This window comes from Streptomyces sp. NPDC091649, assembly GCF_044756785.1.
Classification (GTDB): Bacteria; Actinomycetota; Actinomycetes; order Streptomycetales; family Streptomycetaceae; genus Streptomyces.
On the sequence record NZ_JBIVTR010000003.1, the window covers coordinates 317,678 to 336,190 of the forward strand.

16 protein-coding genes and 1 pseudogene are annotated in these 18,513 nt (G+C 72.4%); 9 read left to right on the forward strand and 8 right to left on the reverse strand.

What is annotated here, in order from left to right; all coding sequences use genetic code 11:
• The first annotated feature begins 84 nt into the window (after positions 1-84).
• Complete coding sequence (locus ACIQMU_RS08970; protein WP_352238733.1) at positions 85-1,071, forward strand: phosphatase PAP2 family protein; 987 nt, start codon at positions 85-87, stop codon at positions 1,069-1,071.
• Positions 1,068-2,048 (forward strand): hypothetical protein, encoded by a 981-nt coding sequence (locus ACIQMU_RS08975; RefSeq protein WP_352238732.1) that lies wholly within the window; start codon positions 1,068-1,070, stop codon positions 2,046-2,048. The genes ACIQMU_RS08970 and ACIQMU_RS08975 overlap by 4 nt, the downstream gene beginning before the upstream one ends.
• 124 nt (positions 2,049-2,172) lie before the next feature.
• On the opposite strand, the pseudogene ACIQMU_RS08980 reads toward ACIQMU_RS08975, so the two are convergent.
• A pseudogene (locus ACIQMU_RS08980) lies at positions 2,173-3,074 on the reverse strand (IS5 family transposase); the annotation flags it as partial.
• 36 nt (positions 3,075-3,110) lie between these two features.
• Between ACIQMU_RS08980 and ACIQMU_RS08985 the strand changes: the two are divergent.
• Entirely contained in the window at positions 3,111-3,740 is a 630-nt protein-coding gene (locus tag ACIQMU_RS08985) for a class I SAM-dependent methyltransferase (protein WP_402688528.1), read from the forward strand.
• 371 nt (positions 3,741-4,111) lie between these two features.
• On the opposite strand, the gene ACIQMU_RS08990 is transcribed toward ACIQMU_RS08985, so the two are convergent.
• Positions 4,112-4,522: an FKBP-type peptidyl-prolyl cis-trans isomerase gene (locus ACIQMU_RS08990; RefSeq protein ID WP_352238730.1), complete on the reverse strand. Its 411-nt coding sequence runs from the start codon at positions 4,520-4,522 to the stop codon at positions 4,112-4,114.
• Positions 4,523-4,738: 216 nt separating this feature from the next.
• Complete coding sequence (locus ACIQMU_RS08995; RefSeq protein WP_402688529.1) at positions 4,739-5,971, reverse strand: cation:proton antiporter; 1,233 nt, start codon at positions 5,969-5,971, stop codon at positions 4,739-4,741.
• 32 nt (positions 5,972-6,003) lie between these two features.
• Here ACIQMU_RS08995 and ACIQMU_RS09000 point away from each other — a divergent pair, with 32 nt between their 5' ends.
• The 3 genes from ACIQMU_RS09000 to ACIQMU_RS09010 all read left to right on the forward strand — a co-directional run bounded on the left by ACIQMU_RS09000 (position 6,004) and on the right by ACIQMU_RS09010 (position 8,287).
• Positions 6,004-6,237, forward strand: coding sequence for a hypothetical protein (locus ACIQMU_RS09000; protein WP_352238728.1), 234 nt, complete (start codon positions 6,004-6,006; stop codon positions 6,235-6,237).
• A gap of 9 nt (positions 6,238-6,246) precedes the next feature.
• Positions 6,247-6,759, forward strand: a complete 513-nt coding sequence (locus tag ACIQMU_RS09005) for a gluconokinase (RefSeq protein ID WP_352238727.1) — start codon at positions 6,247-6,249, stop codon at positions 6,757-6,759.
• A gap of 247 nt (positions 6,760-7,006) precedes the next feature.
• On the forward strand, positions 7,007-8,287 hold the full coding sequence (locus ACIQMU_RS09010) for a cation:proton antiporter (RefSeq protein ID WP_352238726.1): 1,281 nt from the start codon (positions 7,007-7,009) through the stop codon (positions 8,285-8,287).
• 29 nt (positions 8,288-8,316) lie between these two features.
• On the opposite strand, the gene ACIQMU_RS09015 is transcribed toward ACIQMU_RS09010, so the two are convergent.
• On the reverse strand, positions 8,317-10,332 hold the full coding sequence (locus ACIQMU_RS09015) for an NADPH-dependent 2,4-dienoyl-CoA reductase (protein WP_352238725.1): 2,016 nt from the start codon (positions 10,330-10,332) through the stop codon (positions 8,317-8,319).
• A 214-nt stretch (positions 10,333-10,546) separates the two neighbouring features.
• Between ACIQMU_RS09015 and ACIQMU_RS09020 the strand changes: the two genes are divergently transcribed.
• Positions 10,547-11,074 (forward strand): DoxX family protein, encoded by a 528-nt coding sequence (locus ACIQMU_RS09020; RefSeq protein ID WP_352238724.1) that lies wholly within the window; start codon positions 10,547-10,549, stop codon positions 11,072-11,074.
• 140 nt (positions 11,075-11,214) lie between these two features.
• Here the strand turns inward: ACIQMU_RS09020 and ACIQMU_RS09025 are convergent, their stop codons facing one another.
• Positions 11,215-13,344: an MMPL family transporter gene (locus tag ACIQMU_RS09025; RefSeq protein ID WP_352238723.1), complete on the reverse strand. Its 2,130-nt coding sequence runs from the start codon at positions 13,342-13,344 to the stop codon at positions 11,215-11,217.
• Positions 13,345-13,485: 141 nt separating this feature from the next.
• Positions 13,486-13,986, reverse strand: coding sequence for a helix-turn-helix domain-containing protein (locus ACIQMU_RS09030; RefSeq protein ID WP_352238722.1), 501 nt, complete (start codon positions 13,984-13,986; stop codon positions 13,486-13,488).
• A 101-nt stretch (positions 13,987-14,087) separates the two neighbouring features.
• Here ACIQMU_RS09030 and ACIQMU_RS09035 point away from each other — a divergent pair, with 101 nt between their 5' ends.
• A complete protein-coding gene (locus tag ACIQMU_RS09035; RefSeq protein WP_352238721.1) occupies positions 14,088-14,927 on the forward strand; it encodes a DUF1206 domain-containing protein in 840 nt (279 codons plus the stop codon).
• Positions 14,928-14,961: 34 nt separating this feature from the next.
• Here ACIQMU_RS09035 and ACIQMU_RS09040 read toward each other — a convergent pair whose 3' ends face one another.
• Positions 14,962-15,483: a DUF4383 domain-containing protein gene (locus tag ACIQMU_RS09040; RefSeq protein WP_352238720.1), complete on the reverse strand. Its 522-nt coding sequence runs from the start codon at positions 15,481-15,483 to the stop codon at positions 14,962-14,964.
• A gap of 242 nt (positions 15,484-15,725) precedes the next feature.
• Entirely contained in the window at positions 15,726-16,934 is a 1,209-nt protein-coding gene (locus ACIQMU_RS09045; RefSeq protein WP_402688530.1) for a cysteine desulfurase-like protein, read from the reverse strand.
• Positions 16,935-17,537: 603 nt separating this feature from the next.
• Between ACIQMU_RS09045 and ACIQMU_RS09050 the strand changes: the two genes are divergently transcribed.
• Positions 17,538-18,503: a sterol desaturase family protein gene (locus ACIQMU_RS09050; protein WP_402688531.1), complete on the forward strand. Its 966-nt coding sequence runs from the start codon at positions 17,538-17,540 to the stop codon at positions 18,501-18,503.
• The last annotated feature ends 10 nt before the right edge of the window (positions 18,504-18,513 follow it).

An 18,513-nucleotide genomic window follows, 5' to 3' on the forward strand; every position in this document is an offset into this window, starting at 1 on the left:
CCGTATCGGTACACTGGCGTATCGATACGGCGTGGAAACTGACCGGGCCGTCCTGACACCGCTTCGCATCCAAGGGGGCACCGGGTGACACCCGCCCGCACCGAGCCCACGGACCAGGAGCCGGACATACGTGCCCGACCGCCCCTCGTCCGCGAGTTCCTTCTCGTGGCCGGACTCTTCCTGGCCTACAAACTCGGCCGCCAGGCCGCCAACGGCCATGTCGAGGAAGCGTTCCGCAACGCGGGGCACGTATGGGACCTCGAACGCGCGCTGCGCCTCCCCGGCGAGGGCGCCGTCCAGGGGCTGCTGCTGCACAGCCAGACCCTGATCCAGGCGACGAACACCTACTACGCCGCCGTGCATTTCCCGGCGACCGCCCTCTTCCTGGTCTGGCTCTACTGGCGCCGCCCCCGCCACTACCTCTGGTCGCGCCGCGTTCTCGCCGCGCTCACCGCCGCCGCCCTGGTGTTGCACCTGCTGTTCCCGCTGGCCCCGCCCCGGATGCTCCCGGCCGCCGGGCTCGTCGACACCGGTCAGGTCTACGGGCCGACGGTGTACGGACAGACGCCCGCGACCGACACGATGGCGAACCAGTTCGCCGCGATGCCGTCGCTGCACGTCGGCTGGGCCGTGATGATCGCCGTCGGGCTGATCGTCGCCACCCGCTCCCGGTGGCGCTGGCTGTGGCTGCTCCACCCGGCGATCACCCTGCTCGTCGTCGTGGGGACCGCGAACCACTACTGGCTCGACGCGATCGTCGTCGCGGCACTGCTGGCCGTCGCCCTGGCGGCGGTACGGCTGCCGATGTCCGCGCGGACCGTGCCCGCGCACCGGCCCCCGCCCGGCCCGCGGGGGAGCGGAGCAGGATCTCCCGTACCGGCGCACGCGGCGGCCGCCGTACCGGAGTCCGCGGGCGACGGGGGAGCCGCGGTCTTCGCGTACGCCGGTCCCGCGCAGTCCTCCGGCGGTTCCGCCACCGGAGCGACGGGCGACCCGTCAGGGTCGGCCGCGTCCGTCCCCGGGGCGGAGACCGGATCGCGGGTGCGCACCCGGGCCGGGGTCCCGCGATGAACGCCACCCTGCTCGCGGTCGGGCTCTCCCTCGTCTCCGCGGCCGCCTACGCTGCCGCCGCCGTGGCCCAGTCCCGGCTCGCCGGCCGCACCGAGCCCTCCACCGGAGTCCTGCGGCTGCTCGGCCGGGGCGCCTGGTGGTCGGCGGTCGGCCTCAACGCCGCGGGCGCGCTGCTGCATGTCGCCGCGCTCAACTACGGCCCGCTCACCCTGGTCCAGCCGCTGGGCGCGCTCACCCTCGTCGTCGCGGTCCCGCTCGGGGCGCGCGCCGCCGGACGCCGGGTCGGCCGCGTCGAGTGGCGGGGTACGGCCCTGACCCTGCTCGGCCTCGGCGCACTGCTCCTGACCGCGGGCGGCTCCGCCCCGCACGAGACCCTCAGCCTCCCCGAGGCGCTCGGCGTCGGCGCGGCCACCATGGCGGTCGTCGCCGGGCTCAGCAGGCCGGGGGCCCGCCCGGGGCTGCGGCACGCGGCGGCCTCCGGGATCACCTCCGGCGTCGCCTCCGCGCTGACCCAGACCCTCACCGTCGCCGTCACCGACCACTCCGGCGGCCCGCTGTTCAGCTGGCGGCTGCTGACGGTGGCGCTGCTCGTCTCCGCCTTCGCCATGGGCGGCCTCCTGCTGTCCCAGACGGCCTACCGGGGCGGCCTCGGCGCGCCGCTCGCCGTGGTCACCCTCGCCAATCCGGTCGCCGCCGCCGCGATCGGCCTGGCCCTGCTCGGCGAGCGCCTCCAGGGCGGGCCGGTCAGCCTGGTCGCCGCGCTCCTCGGCGCGGCGGCGGCCGTGCGCGGGGTGATCCTCCTCAGCCGGGCCCAGGCGAGGAACCCGGGCCCGGGTGACGCGCCCCAGGGCCCCGCTCCGAAGGGCCCGGCCCCCTCCAGGGTCGTCATAGGCGGCCCCCGGCGCACCGGCACCGCGTCCCCGGGGGACGAGCCGGCGGTCGGGGCGGAACCCCTCACCGCGCACGCGCGCGGCTGACCCGTCCGGGGCCGACCGCCGGGCGACCCCGTCCGGAGGGGCGAGCCAGGCTGTACCCGGCCCCGGACCGCGCCCTTGTCGTCGGTGGTCGTCGGTGAACGACAGGACCGTCCCCCCTATGCCTGTCTGACAAATGATCACCCGTGGACTCGCGGAGCCAGAGGATCAAGGAAGCCAGGACAACTCCGGCACGGTAGCGGTCGCCGAGCTTGTCGAACCGGGTCGCGATCGCGCGGAACTGCTTGAGGCGGGCGAAGCATCGTTCGACGACGTTGCGGTCGCGATAGGTGACCTTGTCGAAGGCCGGCGGCCGGCCGCCGAGGGCTCCGCGTCGGCGGCGGTTCGCCGCCTGGTCGCGGCGCTCGGGGATCGTGGCAGCGATGCCCCGGCGCCTCAGCAGATGACGGATGGACCTGCTGGAATACGCCTTGTCACCCAGCACACGATCCGGTGTCGTGCGCGGGCGGCCCGTGCCGAGGCGCGGGGCGCGGATGCCGTCGAGGACCTGGCCGAACGCCGTAGCGTCGTTGACGTTGCCGGGCGTGAGCACAATCGACAGGGGCAGGCCCCGGCCATCGACGGCGAGATGGACTTTGGTGGTCAGTCCGCCTCGGGAGCGGCCGAGGGCCTGGCGCGCTTGCGAGCGGCCCGGATCTTCCAGTTCGTCCCCGTTCGCATCCCCTTTTTGCGGGAGCCGACTGCGTGCTGGTGGGCTCGGTTGATGGTGGAGTCGACGGAGACCGTCCATTCCACCCGGCCCACCGCGTCATCGCGGACCTGAACATGCTCCAGCAACCGTGCCCAGGTGCCGTCCGCCTCCCAGCGGGCGAACCGCTCGTAGACGTTCTGCCACGGCCCGAACCGGTCGGGAAGATCCCGCCACGGAGCCCCGGTCCGCAGCCGCCACAGCACCCCGTTGACCACCTGCCGGTGATCACGCCACGGCCGGCCCCGTCCGTCCACCTGAGGCAAAAGGGGCTCTATCCGCCTCCATTCCGCGTCCGTCAGCTCACCTCGACCTGCCACAAGATCAATTATCAGACCGGCTATAGAGTCCTGCCCGTGGCGAATCATCAGGACGAGACCAGGACGGCCTACGACGGTGTCGTTGAGCTGTACGCATCGCTGTTCGCAAACCGGCTGGAGACACAACCTTTCTCCCGGGCCATGATCGGCACCTTCGCCGAGCTGGTGCGCGCGACGGGCAACCCGCGGGCAGCGGACGTCGGGTGCGGGCCCGGACATCTGACAGCCATGCTGCACGAACTCGGCCTGGACGCCTTCGGACTCGACCTTGCCCCCGGCATGGTCGACCACGCCCGGCAGGCCCATCCGGCGCTGCGCTTCCAAGAGGCGCGGATGGAATCCCTGCCGATCGAGGACGCCGCGCTCGGCGGCGTACTGGCCCACTACTCGATGATCCACACCCCTCCTGGAGAACTACCGGAACTGCTCACCGAACAGGTGCGCGTCCTGGCGCCGGACGGTCTGCTCCTGGTCTCCTTCTTCGGGACCGACGGACAAGAACCGGTCCGGTTCGACCACAAGGTGGCGCCCGCCTACAGCTGGCCGGTGGATTGCTTCGCCGAACTGCTGGGCGATGCTGGGCTCGACCCCTTCGCCCGGCTGCTCCACGATCCAGCCTCTGATCGGGGCTTCCTCGACGCCCATCTACTGGCCCGCCGTTCGTAGCCACTGCCCAGTCCCCGGCCGCTCGGCGCACCTCCAGATTGCCAGCTCAGCCGAATCTCGCTGATCAGACTGGAATTGTCAGACAGGCCCCAGCACTGCCGTCCCACGCGGCGCGGACGGCCGCCTCCTCGCCGTCCTCCACGGGTGGGCTCCAGCAGCGGACGGCGGCCTCCGACCACATCAACATCACGAAGCTCACGGTAGGCACCGCGGCGTCGACGAACCCGGGGCGTGCACGGCGGGCACGGCCGCGTCGACGGCCGTCGCCTTCCGACTCCGGTCGCGCTCGTCCGTGGCGCGCCTTCCCCGCCGCGGATCACGGCCGCCCAACGCAGCGGCGAGGTGCCCCGGTCGCCGACGGGACGCCGGATTCAGGCCGAGCCGGGCCCCGCTCCGGCGGGCCCGCCCACCACGGTGAGCAGATCCACGACGAAGACCAGCGTCGAGCCCGCCGGGACCAGCGGAGAGGGCGACTGCCTGCCGTAACCGAGACGCGGGGGGACGATGATCTCGCGCCGCCCGCCGGCCTTCATGCCCCTCACCCCCCGGTCCCAGCCCTTGATGGCCCTTCCCCCGCCCACGGCGAACTTGAACGGCCTGCCACCCTCCCAGGAGGAGTCGAACTCCCTCCCGGACGCGAACGTCACCCCTACGTAGTGAACCCGGACGACCCTGCCGGGCCGCGCCTCGGGTCCGTCCCCGACCACGATGTCCCGGATCGTCAGTTCGGTGGGCGCCTCGCCCTCCGGAACCTCCACGCCGGGTTTCGTCCGTTCGCTCATCGCGGTCCCTTCGCTCGCCACCGCAGTCCCTTCGCTCGGGCCGGCCGGGCAGCACCCGGCACTCCGTACGGCAGGCGATCACGCTACCGGTTACGCGCATTCCCGAGGTACGCCCCCGCACCGGGAGCAGGGCGTTCGCGTCCGGGGTTCGCCGCGTACCGGGAGCAGGGCGTTCGCGTCCGGGGTGCGCCGCCTGGCGGACGGGTCCTGCCGGGCTCAGTCCGCGGTGCTCCCGCCGCCCGGGGACCGTTTTCCCAGCCGGCGGTAGAGCGCCAGCCCCGGCGCGGTGGTGACGCCGTGGGCGACGGTACTGGCCACGACGACCAGGGTCCCCGCGGCCAGTACCGTCGGGTCGACCCCGAGCCGGTGGGCCTCCATGGTGAGGTAGAACAGCGCCGAGACGCCGATGGGCCCGAACCAGCCCAGGAAGAGAGCGTCCCGCCAGGTCAGCGACAGGGGGCGTTTGAGGGCGAGCAGGACCGGCAGACGGCGCAGCACCAGCGCCCCCAGGACCAGGAGCGCCCCACGCCACCACCCCAGCTCCTCCCAGGCGCGCCAGGGGAGCATGGCGCCGAGTACGACGAACAACGGCAGGACGACGAACCGGTTGACGGCCTCGTCGATCCTGTTCTCGTCCCTCCGTTCCTTCCACGAACTGGTCGCGTTGAAGGCCAGACCGGCGACGAAGACCGCCAGCACGCCGTCGACGCGCAGCAGCCCGGAGACTCCCAGCACCAGCAGGGCCAGCAGCAGCGTGTAGACCAGCAGCGGGCCCGACTGCATGATCCTGTGCCTCTCGGCGCCCGAGAGCACCCTGCCGCCCAGCCACCCGGCCACGACCCCCAGGAGAGCGGCGCCCAGTACCTGCCGGAGCGATTCCAGCAGCGCTTCGCCACCGCCCGGCGGCCCGGCGATCGCGATGGCGACGAGCACCAGGGGCAGGGCGAGACCGTCGTTGGCTCCCGACTCCAGGGAGGCCAGCCGCCGGGTACGGGCGGCGACGGTCCTCTCGGCCGGCTCGCCGGAGACCACGCTGGAGGCGAGCACCGGATCGGTCGGGCACAAGGCCGCGCCCAGGAGCGCCGCCGCGCCCAGGCCGATGCCCAGCGTGGCCGCCGACACCGCCGTCGTGACCACCGCCATGGCGGCCATGGCCCCGATCAGCAGCACGGCCGCCGGCCGAGTCAGCGCCCGCACGTCACGGAACCCGTAACGCAGGGCCACGGCCATGACCGAGACGGCCAGGAGCAGACGGGAGAACTCGTGCAGTTCCTTGTGCCCCTCCATCACGGTGGGCAGATCGATGACGCCCAGCACCTCGGGGCCGAAGACGACCCCCGTCACCAGAGCAAGGAGCGGCGCGCTCAGCGGCGCACGCTGGACCCATCGGGAGAGGGCCGCGACGACGAGGGCCAGTGAGCCGACCACGGTCAGCAGAACATCGAGCATGACGGAGCGGCTACCCGGTCCGGAGTCATGGGATGTCCTCCTCGTGGCCGGGTACCTCCAACAGCCCAGTCCGGCCCGGCTCGGTCCGGCCCGGCCGGAACCCCGTCCGGCAGGCGTTGCGGTATTCGGGGGCCCGTCCCGGCGCGGCTCACCACGGCGACGGCGCGGAGCGGCTGATCACCGGGCGCGTCCCCCTCGAACGTGCCGCCGAGGCGTTCGAGTCCCGGCCGGACGACGTCGAGGTGTTCATCGGCCCGGAGCGTTAGCCTGATGCGATGGCGCAGGACGAGAAGGCTCCGCTGGTCGTGGTGATGGGTGTGTCGGGTTCCGGCAAGACGACGGTGGGCCAGTATCTGGCGGGATCGCTGGGCGTGGTGTTCGCCGAGGCCGACGATTTCCACCCTCCGGAGAACGTCGCCAAGATGCGTGGGGGGACTGCCCTCGGTGACGAGGACCGGCACCCCTGGCTCGACGTCGTCGCCGAGTGGCTCCGGGAGCACACCTCCGACGGCGGCGTCATCACCTGCTCGGCTCTGAAGCGGTCCTACCGCGACCGCCTCGTCTCGGCGGCTCCCCAGATGTTCTTCGTCCACCTCGACGGACCCGCCGAGCTCATCGCCGAGCGGATGGCCGCCCGGCGAGGACATTTCATGCCCGTCGAGCTGCTCCGGTCCCAAGTGGACGCGCTCGAGCCACTGACCGTCGACGAGCGCGGAGCGGTCGTTCCCATCACCGGCACGGTGGAGGAGACGACCCACTCCGCGCTCGCCGCCGTCCGCGACCGCTGACGCCCCGCCGGGCCTTTTCCTGCGCGGCGGTCGCCCCGGCTGGTCCGGACCCTGGCGGGCAGCCCACCGGCCCCGGCCTCGGCCCGTGGATCACCGATGGCAGGATGTGCGGGACATCCACGCGGGGCCGTACGAGTGACCTGCGTTCCGGCGGGCAGACGTTCCGGGTTGAGTTTTCTCGGACGGGGCAGAGTGACCGGCCGGCACCGACGCCGGTTCGGTCGATCGACAGCGGGGAGCGCGTCAGGTGGTCTTGGTCATCGTCTTCGGTGTGGCGTTGTTGGTGGCCGTGCTGCTGTCCGGGCTGGCCGCCCGGTCGGTGCTCTCCACATCGCTGCTGTTCCTCGTGGGCGGCGCGCTCGTCAGCGACGGCTTCCTCGGGCTGATCCACATCACCCCGGGCAGCGACATCGTCAGGGTCACGGCCGACCTGGCGCTCTTCGCGGTGCTGTTCACCGACGGCATGCACGTCTCCTTCCCCGCGCTGCGGCAGGCGTGGCGCAACCCCGCCCGTGCCCTCGGTCTCGGTATGCCCCTGGCCTTCATCGGCGTCGCCCTGCTGGCCCACTTCCTGGTGGGCCTCGACTGGACGACCTCCTTCCTCGTCGGCGCGGTGCTGGCCCCGACCGACCCGGTGTTCGCCTCGGCCATCGTGGGCCGCCAAGAGGTCCCCGCCCGGCTACGGCAACTGCTCAACATCGAGAGCGGCGTCAACGACGGACTGGCCCTGCCGTTCGTCCTCGTCTTCATCGCGGCCGCCGCTCCGACCGGCCACGCCGAGGACGTCGGCTTCGCCTCGATCGGCGGTGAACTCCTGCTCGGGCTGGTCTTCGGTGTGACCCTGCCGCTGCTCGTGCACTGGCTCGTCCGCTTCCGGCTGCTGGGCGCGGAACCCCGGCTCCAGCCACTGCTGCCGCTCGCGGTCGCGGTCATCCTGTACGCGGCCTGCCACCTCACCCACGCCAACCCGTATCTGGCCGCCTTCTCCGCCGGTGCGGTGATCGTAGCGGTCGCGCCCGAGGCCAAGACCGCCTTCGAGCCGCTGGGCGAAGCCCTCGCCGAACTCGCGAAGTTCGCGGCACTCCTGGTCTTCGGAGCCCTGCTGACCCCGCACCTCTTCGGCGAGCTGCCGATCGGCGGCTACGCGGTGGCGGTCCTGGCCATCTTCCTCATCCGTCCGGCCTCGCTGCTGCTGTCCCTGGTGGGCACCGACTTCGACCGCAAGGAGAAACTCACGGCGGCCTGGTTCGGCCCCAAGGGCTTCGCCTCCGTGGTCTACGGATTGCTGGTGCTCCAGGCCGGCATCCCCCAGGGCGAGGAGGCGTTCACCCTGATCGCCGTCACCATCGCCTTCTCCATCGTGGCCCACAGCAGCACGGACGTCCCGATCGCCCGGCTCTTCGACGTGGAGAGGCTGGTGGGCATTCCCGACGACGACAAGAAGGCGCGCGCGGGGACGCCGTCCCGCGGCGCGGAGAGCGCAACGGGCGGCGACGGCGACGGGGGGAGCGGCGGCCGCCCCGGCTGAGGTCCGGCCGCGCTGCGCTCCCGTGCCGTTCAGAGGTCCGCGGCCAGCTCCGTGCCCTGCCGGATGGCCCGCTTCGCGTCCAGCTCGGCCGCCACGTCCGCGCCGCCGATCAGGTGGACCGGGCCGCCCGCCGCGCGCAGCTCCTCGTACAGCTCCCGGCGCGGTTCCTGGCCCGCGCAGAGCACCACGGTGTCCACCGGGAGCACCCGCCGCTCGCCGTCGACGGTGAGGTGGAGGCCGTCGTCGTCGATCAGGTCGTAGGAGGCGCCCGCGATCATCTCGACGCCCCGGTGGCGCAGTTCGGTGCGGTGGATCCAGCCCGTCGTCTTGCCGAGGCCCGCGCCGACCTTGGTGGTCTTGCGCTGGACCAGGTGGACGGTGCGAGGCGCCTTCGGACGCTCGGGGGCGCGCAGACCGCCGCGGTCCGCGTAGGAGGTGTCCACCCCCCACTGCCGGAAGAACGTCTCCGCGTCCAGGCTCGCCGCGTCGCCTCCGTCGGTGAGGAACTCCGCGACGTCGAAACCGATGCCTCCGGCGCCCACGATCGCGACCCGGTCGCCCACCGGCGCCCCGTCACGCAGGACGTCCAGATAGCTGACGACGTTCGGGCGGTCCGTGCCGGGGATCGCGGGGGCACGCGGCTCGACGCCGGTGGCGAGCACGATCTCGTCGAACCCGTCCAGCGTCCCGGCGTCCGCCCGGGTGGACAGGCGCAGCTCGACGCCCAGCTCGGCCAGCCGCGTACGGAAGTAGCGCAGCGTCTCGTCGAACTCCTCCTTGCCCGGCACCCGGCGCGCCACGTTCAGCTGCCCGCCGATCTCGTCCGCCGTGTCGAACAGCGTCACCGCGTGGCCCCGCTCGGCCGCCGTCACCGCGCAGGCGAGGCCCGCCGGACCGGCCCCGACCACGGCGACGCGCTTGACGGCCCTGGTGGGGCTCAGGACCAGCTCGGTCTCGTGGCAGGCGCGCGGATTGACCAGGCAGGAGGTGATCCGGAGGCTGAAGATGTGGTCCAGGCACGCCTGGTTGCACCCGATGCAGGTGTTGATCGCGTCCGCACGGCCCGCCGCCGCCTTCGCGACGAACTCCGGGTCGGCCAGGAAGGGCCTTGCCATGGAGACCAGGTCCGCCCGGCCGGAGGCGAGGACCTCCTCGGCGACCTCGGGGGTGTTGATGCGGTTGCTCGTCACCAGGGGTACGGAGACGGCGCCGCGCACCCGCTCGGTCACCCAGGTGAAGGCGGCGCGCGGCACGGACGTGGCGATAGTGGGGATGCGCGCCTCGTGCCAGCCGATGCCGGTGTTGATGATCGTCGCGCCCGCCGCCTCGATCTCCTTCGCCAGCGTCACGACCTCCTCCAGGGTGGAGCCGCCCGGCACGAGGTCCAGCATGGAGAGGCGGTAGATCAGGATGAAGTCGCTGCCGACCCGCTCGCGGACCCGGCGCACGATCTCGACGGGGAACCGGACGCGGTTCTCGTACGAGCCGCCCCAGCGGTCGGTGCGGTGGTTGGTGGCGGAGACGATGAACTCGTTGATCAGGTAGCCCTCGGAGCCCATGATCTCGACGCCGTCGTAGCCCGCGAGGCGTGCCAGCTCGGCCGCCCGCACGAACTCCTCGATCGTCTCCTCGACCTCGTCCCCGGTCAGGGCCTTCGGAGTGAACCCGCTGATGGGGGCCTTGAGCGCGCTCGGTGCCACCAGGTCCGGGTGGTGCGCGTACCGTCCGAAGTGCAGGATCTGCATCGCGATCCGGCCGCCCGCCGCGTGCACCGCCGAGGTGATCTCCCGGTGCTGCTCCGCCTCCGCCTCGGTCGTCATCTTCGCCCCGCCGGGGAAGGAGCAGGCCCGCTCGCTCGGGGCGATGCCGCCGGTGACGATCAGGCCGACGCCGCCCCGGGCGCGCTCGGCGTAGAAGGCCGCCATCCGCTCGAAGCCGTGCTCGGCCTCCTCCAGGCCGGTGTGCATCGAGCCCATGAGCACCCGGTTGGGGAGGGTGGTGAACCCGAGGTCCAGCGGGCTCAGCAAGGTCGGGTACAGGCTCATCCGGGATCTCCTCCGCAGGGGGTCGTCGCGTCAGTTGTAGACCACCCCGAGTCGGCTATGCAACAAGTTGCATAATGATCTGCGTCGCACTCCGGGCCGTGTCCCGCCGGGGCCGCGCCCCGGACGGCCCAGTCCGACCGGGCCCCCGGACCGGGGGCCGACGACAGTGGGAGCCGTAGGAAGCCGCCCCGAACCCACACCCCCGGGAGTCCCCATGGCCAGCGTCAACCGGCGTGATCTCGGTCTGCTCGCCCTGCGCGTCGGAACCGGCGCCGTGCTCGCCGCCCACGGCAGCCAGAAGCTGGCCGGCTGGTTCGGCGGCGGAGGCATCCAGGGCACCACGGCCGCGATGGAGGCGATGGGTTTCCACCCGCCCAAGCACAGCGCGGTGGCCGCCGGGCTCGGCGAGGCGGGCGGCGGCGTGCTGCTGGCGCTGGGCCTCGCCACCCCGGCCGCCGGCGCGGCCGCCGCCGGAGCGATGGCCGGTGCGGTGTCCGTGCATGCCCCGGCGGGCTTCTTCGCCCAGGGCGGCGGCTACGAGTACCCGGCGTTCCTCGGCTTCACCGCTGCGGCGATCGGTCTCACCGGCCCCGGGCGCTACTCCCTGGACCACGCCACCTGCCATGTCTTCGACCGCCCCTGGATGGTCGCGCTGGCCTTCGCGGGCAGCGCGGCCGCGGCCGCCGCCGTGGTCGGCAAGCGCACGAAGGGGCAGGCGGAGCGGCAGCGCGAGGAATCCTGACGAGCGCCCCGCCGCCACGGACCTCCGCCGCCGCAGACCTCCACCGGCGGGGGCCTCCACCGCCGCGGAAGCCCCCGCCGGTGCGGAGGCCCCCGCCGGTGCGGAGGCCCCCCGCCGGCGCGGAGGCCGGGCCGGGCCGCCTACCGGGACGCGGACCCGGCCTCCGCGAGCGTGTCGCTCCGGCCGTCGGCCCCTTCCCTGCTCAGGGCTCCGGGCCACCACGCCTTCGGCCCGATGTCCCGCACCAGCGCCGGTACGAGGAGCGACCGGACGACCAGCGTGTCCAGCAGGACGCCGAAGGCCACGATGAACGCGATCTGGAGCAGGAACGCCAGCGGAATCACACCCAGTGCGGCAAAGGTGGCCGCCAGGACGACGCCCGCCGACGTGATGACCCCTCCGGTCGCGGTCAGCCCGCGCAGAATGCCCTCCCTGGTGCCGTGCCGCAGCGACTCCTCCCGCACCCGGGACATCAGGAAGATGTTGTAGTCGACGCCCAGAGCGACCAGGAACACGAATCCGTACAGCGGCACCGATGAATCCGTGCCGCTGAATCCGAAGACGTGCGTGAAGACCAGTGAGGAGATGCCCAGCGTGGCCAGGAAGTTCAGTGCCACCGTCACCACCAGCAGCACCGGCATCAGCAGCGACCTCAGCAGGAAGACCAGGATCACCAGGATGATCGCCAGCACCACCGGCACGATGAGCGTGCGGTCGTCCTCCGCCGTCCGCTGGGTGTCGTACTGCTGCGCGGTGTAGCCGCCGACCAGGGCGTCCGAGCCGGGCACCGCGTGGACCGCGGTGCGCAGCGCGGCCACCGTCTCCTTGGCGCCGTCGCTGTCGGCCGCGTCCTTGAGGGTCGCGTCGACGCGGACCTTCCCGTCGACGACGAGCGGCTCGCCGCCCGGCCGCCCGCTCGCGCTCACCGGCGCGGCCGAGGCCACGCCTTCGGTGCGTTCGGCCGCCTCGGTCACCTCGGTCAGCCGGTCGGCCGCCGCGACGATCACCACCGGATTGCCCGAGCCGCCGGGGAAGTGCTCGCTCAGCGTCTCCTGTGCGGCCACGGACGGGGCGTCGTTGACGAAGATCTCGTCGAGGGGGACGCCCTTGGAGGTGAGTGTGGGGGCGAACGCGGCACAGGCGATCAGCGCCGCCAGGGTGACCGCCCAGACCTTGCGGGGCGACCGGTCGACGAGGGCGGCGACCTTGTGCCAGACGCCGTGGCCGCCCGACGCCTTCTCGGCGGGCTTCGGCTTCGCCGGCCAGTAGGCGCTGCGGCCAAGGAGCACCAGGACGGCGGGCAGGAAGGTGAGGGCGCTCAGGACGGAGCAGACGATCCCGATGGCACCCACCGGCCCGAGGGCCCGGTTGTTGGTGAGGTCGCTGAGCAGCAGGGCGAGCAGCCCCAGCGCCACCGTCGCGGCGCTGGCCGTGATCGGACCGAAGGACTCGCGCAGCGCGGCCCGCATCGCGGCCATCCGGTCGCCGTGGACGGCGAGCTCCTCCCGGAAGCGGGCGGTGAGCAGCAGCGCGTAGTCCGTCGCCGCCCCGATCACCAGGATCGACAGGATGCCCTGGACCTGGCCGTCCACGCGCACGACGTCGTGGTCGGCGAGGACGTAGACGATCGCGCAGGACAGGGCGAGGGCGAACACGGCGCCGAGGATGATGACGAAGGGCAGCAGCACGCTCCGGTAGACCAGCAGCAGGATCACGAGCACCGTGATCAGGGCGACCCCGAGCAGCAGCCCGTCGATGCCCGCGAAGGCGTCGGACAGGTCGGCCTGCGTGGCGGCGGGTCCCGCCAGCTGGACCGTCGTGCCCGGCACGGACGCGCCCGCCCGCTCGATCTCCTCCAGCACCGTCGGCAGCTCGTCCCCGAGGCCGGGGCTCAGCTGCACGATGCCCTGGAGCGCGAGGCCGTCCTCGGAGGGCAGGGCGGGGGAGGGCTTTCCGACGACGCCGTCGCTCCCGGCGAGTGAGGCGAGGGCGCCGGTGGCCGCCTCCCGCTGTGCGTCGTCGAGCGGCGCGTCGTCGTCCGCCGAGGTCCAGACGAGGATGGCCGGCAGCGTTTCGTTCTGCTGGAACGCCTTCTGGGCCTCGATGACTTGGGTGGACTCGGCGTTCTGGGGCAGGAAGGCCGCCTGGTCGTTGGTGGCGACCTCGCCGAGCTTCCCGGCGTACGGGCCGAGCCCGCCGCCGATACCGAGCCAGGCGATCAGCAGGACGACGGGGATCAGCCAGCGAATCGATCGTGCGGGGGTGGACATGTCTCTCCCGGGGGTGGAGATAACTCAGTGGTTAACCATCTCAATCATTGAAATACATTACGGGGTCGCTCCGCCGGGACCGTACGGGGGTGGCTGCGGCGCGGCCCGTCCTCCCATGGACGCACCGCGCCGGGGAAAATCTCAGCGACGCGCCGGAGGGAGCTCCGCCAGCTCCTCGTTCATGGCGGCGAGGAAGCGCAGGACGGTCGTCAGCTCCGTCCCGCTGAAGCGGGCCCTGGCCCGAGCCGTGGCCTCGGCGAGCGGCATGAAGTAATCACGGGCGGCGGTGCGGGCACTCGGCTCGTAGTACACGTGGACCACCCGGCGGTCGGTGCTCTCCCGGGCCCGCCGGACGTGCCCGGCCCGCTCCAGCCGGTCCAGGCAGGCGGTCACGGCGCCGGAGGTCAGCCCCAGGTGCTCGCGCAGGGCGCCCGGCGTCAGGGGCGACGGGGCGTCGAGGATGGCGGCCAGCGCGTTCACGTCCGTGGGGTGCAGCCGCTGGTTCGTCGCGAACCCGTGGGTCATCCGGTTGATCTCGCCGTTCATCCGGCGCAGCTCGACGGCGAACGCCTGGAGGTCTGCGAGCGGTGCCTCGGATTCCGAGGTGCCGCTCCGGGTCGGTCGGTCCTCGGCGCTGGTCACGCCCTCAGCGTATAGAACCGGAGCTGCCGCGGATCTGTGGTCTCCGCCGTCGGCTCCGGCCCGCGGGGATTCCCTCCGCCGGACCGGGGCAACCGGAGGTCATGGATACCCGTTCAGTAGCAGCACAGGGGCGAGGCCGGGCCAGGCGGGCCGCGAACAGCACCGCGATGGAGGCAGGAGCCCGCGCCGGCTTCGTGGCGCGTGGGGTGATCTACCTCCTCGTGGGCGCCCTCGCTCTGCGGATCGCCCTCTCCGGCGGCGGGAAGCAGGCCGACCGGGGCGGTGCGGTCGCCGAGGTGTCCGGGAGCCCCTTCGGCGGGATCCTCTTGTGGGCGCTCGGCCTGGCCCTGGTGGGGATGGCCGTCTGGCGGCTGTCCGAGGCGTTGTTCGGCCAGACCGGGCCCGACGGCCGCGAGCCCGCCAAGCGGGCCATGGCGGCGGGGCGCAGCGTCTTCTACGGATGTGTGGCCTACTCCGTCCTGTCCTTCGCCGCCGGTGACTCCGGCAGCGGGAGCGGGTCGTCGGACAGGCAGTCGCAGGACGTCACCGCCAGGGCGCTCGACTGGCCGGGCGGCCAGTGGATCGTCGGCGTGGCCGGCGGCGCGGTGGCCTGCGCCGGCCTCTGGATCGCGGTCCGGGCGCTCCTGCGGAAGTTCCACGAACACCTGAAACTGTCGCAGATGTCACGGCGGACCCGCCGCGCCGTCGACTTCACCGGGGTGTTCGGCGGTGCGGCGCGCGGCATCGTCTTCGCCACGGCCGGTGGTTTCGCCGTGGCCGCCGCGATCGGGCACCGGCCCGACCGGTCCAAGGGCATGGACGACACCCTCCGCTCCTTCACCGGCACCCCGGCCGGGCCGTGGCTCCTGGTGGCCGTCGCCCTGGGACTGGTCGCCTTCGGCGTGTTCTCCTGGGCCAACGCCCGCTACCGCAAGGTCTGAATCCGTCACCGCCCGAGAAGGGGCCGTGCGTACTTCACCGTCCGGCCGGGCCGCCCACCGGCACCCTGCCGCGTGCGGCGGCTTCGCGATCCGCCTGCTCCGGGTGGCGGCGGCGCCAGTACGGGTTGTCGTGCGGCAGGCCGCCGGAGACCCGCCCGTACATCCCGAACGTGAGGATCAACAGCCCCATCACGAAGCTGAAGACCACGTTCGACATGCCGAAGTCGAGGATGTTCGCGGGCCGGTCCAGGATGAAGAGGTGACCGAAGCCGCTCAGCAGGAAGAGCGAGCCGACGGTCACGTTCACCGTGGACGCCGTGTTGCCTCCGATCGCCGCTCCCGCGATCAGCACGCCGCCGACGATCACCGAGATCAGGCTGAGGAGACCGTTGGTCGACAGTCCGGCGATCTCGCTGCCGCTGGTGTCGAAGAAGCTCAGCCGGTCCGCGAACCCCAGAAGGCCGAAGGCCAGCAGGATGGCGCCGCAGAGGCCCGCGCCGATGCGGTACACCGTCGCCAGCCGGTGATCGACAGGGAGTTCGTCGCTCAGTTTCATGGCCGTCTCCTGTCAGTGCTGTCACGGGTCGGGGCGCGGGCGCCCCGCTGCCCGAGGGCGGGGCGCCACGCGGAGCCCCGCTGTCTCCAGCGAACCGCGCGGCGACGCGCCGGGCAAGTGATGCTGTCGGCGCCGCCCGCCGTGAGCCCGCGAGCGGGAGACCGCAAGGGAGCGGTACATCGAGGCCGAAACCGCCGCCGTGGCGTGCCTCCGGCGCTCCGCCGGCCGCCGGCCGGGCCCCCTCACCGCAGGAAGTCGGACAGTCCCGTCAGGAGCCGCTCCACGTCCTGCGCGTCGTTGTACGCGCAGAGCCCGACCCGCAGGCCGCCGCTGTCGCCGAGGCCCAGGTGGCGGGAGGCTTCCAGGGCGTAGAACGATCCGGCGGGCGCGTGTACACCCGAGCGGGCGAGCGAGCGGTGGGCGTCCGCCGGATCGCGGCCCTCGAAGGTGAACAGCAGGGTGGGGGTCCGGTCGGCCGCCCGGGAATGCGCCGTCACACCGTCCAGTTCGCCCACCGCTTCCTCGATGGTCCTCCGCAGTGCCCTCTCATGGACGTCGATCGCCGCGTACGCCGACCGCAGCCGCTCGCGGCGTCCGCCCGCCGTGCCGGGGCCGGCCCCCAGATCCGCGAGGAAGTCCACCGCCGCGATGGTCCCCGCCATCGCCTCGTAGGGCAGGGTGCCGAGTTCGAAGCGCTCCGGTACGGCATCGGTGGACGGCGCCAGCTTGTCCGGGCGGAGGGCGCCGAGCACCTCGGGCCGGGCGGCGAGCACGCCGTGATGGGGCCCGAAGAACTTGTACGGGGAACAGACGAAGAAGTCCGCCCCGAGCCGTTCCACGTCGACGGCGTGGTGCGCGGTGAGATGGACCCCGTCCACGTAGAGCAGCGCGCCGGCCCGGTGGACGAGTTCGGCGACGGCCGGGATCTCGGGACGGGTGCCGATGAGGTTGGAGGCGCCGGTGACCGCGACCAGCCGGGTCCGTTCGGTGATCTGCGCGCCGACGGCCTCCGGCGGCAGTTCGCCGGTGTCAGGGGCGAAGTCGGCCCACCGCACCACCGCGCCCACGCGCTCGGCGGCCTGCACCCACGGACGGATGTTGGCATCGTGATCGAGCCGGCTGACCACCACCTCGTCCCCCGGGCTCCAGGACGCGGTCAGAGTGCGCGCGAAGTCGTACGTGAGCTGGGTGGCGCTGCGGCCGAACACGATTCCGGCCGGGTCCGCGCCCAGCAGATCCGCCATCGCCTGCCGGAACCCGAGGACGATCCGCTCCGCGTTCACCTCCCCGGGCAGGGTGCTGCCCCGGATCGACAGGGGCCGGCTCATCGCCTCGCCGATCGCGGCGATGACGGAGGCAGGGGTCTGCGTGCCGCCCGGCCCGTCGAAGTGCGCCGTACCGGACCGCAGGGCGGGGAACTGCGCGCGCACCGCGCCGACGTCGTACGACAAGGGGACTCCTCGATTCACTGATGCACTGCCGGATACCGGTGTGATCATCCCAGGCCGGCGCCCTCCCGCGGAAGGGACGAAGGCCCCTGGTGGCGAGGCAGGCGCCCGCACCGCTCGCGGACCGGGCAATGAGCCGGGGAGCCCGCCCGTGGCGGGGCGCTTTCGGGGCGGTGTTTCCGCGCGGGCGCACCGCCCCCGGCTCCCGCACGCGCCAGAGCGTGAAATATCGCGTTGCGGCGCACCGGAACGCGCCGTCTTTCGGCGTCGCGATCATCCTACGAAGAAACTGCTCGTACACATGAACTCATTTCGGCTGTGCGATTTCTCCGGCATTCCCGTGGCGGGCAAATGTGGTGGGCGAATTTCTCCGGGTCCGTCGCGATTAAAGCCGTGGCAGCGGGAAATAGATGAGCTGGGCTGATGAGGTCGGGGGCATCGGTTCACGCCACGACCGCATGACATCGAGGTCGGGCGTCCCGAAGTCGCCGGCGTGGGGGGCACGGCCGTCATCCGGGGTTTCCTGCCATGCCCGCGGGTGCCCTGAACTGCGCTGATGAGATGCGATGGTCTCTTCCCGTCACTGTCACCTGTGGAGGGTCACGGATGGACGAGCGCGAGCGCTCCACCGATGGCGAAATCTATTCGGCCGAAGTTTCGGCTGCCGTCCCGGCCGGTTTTTCGGCCGACCGGAAGAGCTGGGTCAGCATTGTCCCTGCGTCATTCCTTCGCTCCGTCGCCTACCCCGCTCTTCTCCTCGCCGTCGTTCTCGTGGGGGTGGCCGCATTGTGGCGGCAGTGGGACCCGGCGTGGGTCAGTCCGCTTTTTCTGCTCGGGACCATAGCCTATCTGGCGCTCCTGGAACGGCTGATTCCTTACGACCGGACCTGGCATCCCGGAAAGGATGAATGGCGCTGGTACGGCATCTACTTTCTGCTCACCATGGCCGGAAGTGGACTGGCGCAATTGCTGGTCGCGCTGGCCGTCGGCCTGATCTCGCCCGCGGAGCCGGTCCTCCACCTCGGGGTGGAGGTCCCCGGCGCTCTCCTCGCCGGATCGTTCGTCAGCTACCTGGTGCACCGGCTGGGCCACCGCAACGCCCTGCTCTGGCGACTGCACGGGGTGCACCACGTGCCGGAGAAGGTCAACGTCGCCAACAACGGCGTCAACCACGTCCTGGACATCGTCCTGGCCCAGAGCCTGGTCCAGCTGACCCTGGCCCTCGTCGGGTTCTCCCGCCCCGCGGTGCTGGTGGTCGGACTCTTCGTCGCCGCCCAGGGCTACTTCGTCCACGCCAACATCGATGTCCGCATCGGCCCCCTCAACCATCTGCTGGCCAGCCCCGAGCAGCACCGTCTGCACCACAGCACCGATCTGTCCGAAGCCGGCCACTACGGCTCCGACCTCTCGTGCTGGGACCGCCTCTTCGGCACTTTCACCTGGCGTCCCGGCCGCGAACCCGCCGCCGTCGGTCTCCACGACCCCGCCACCTTCCCGGGCACCGGCGACATCCTCGCCGCCCTCCTGCACCCATGGCGACGCCGACCGGCACCGGGCCCCGGCCCCGGGTGACCGCCGCCCC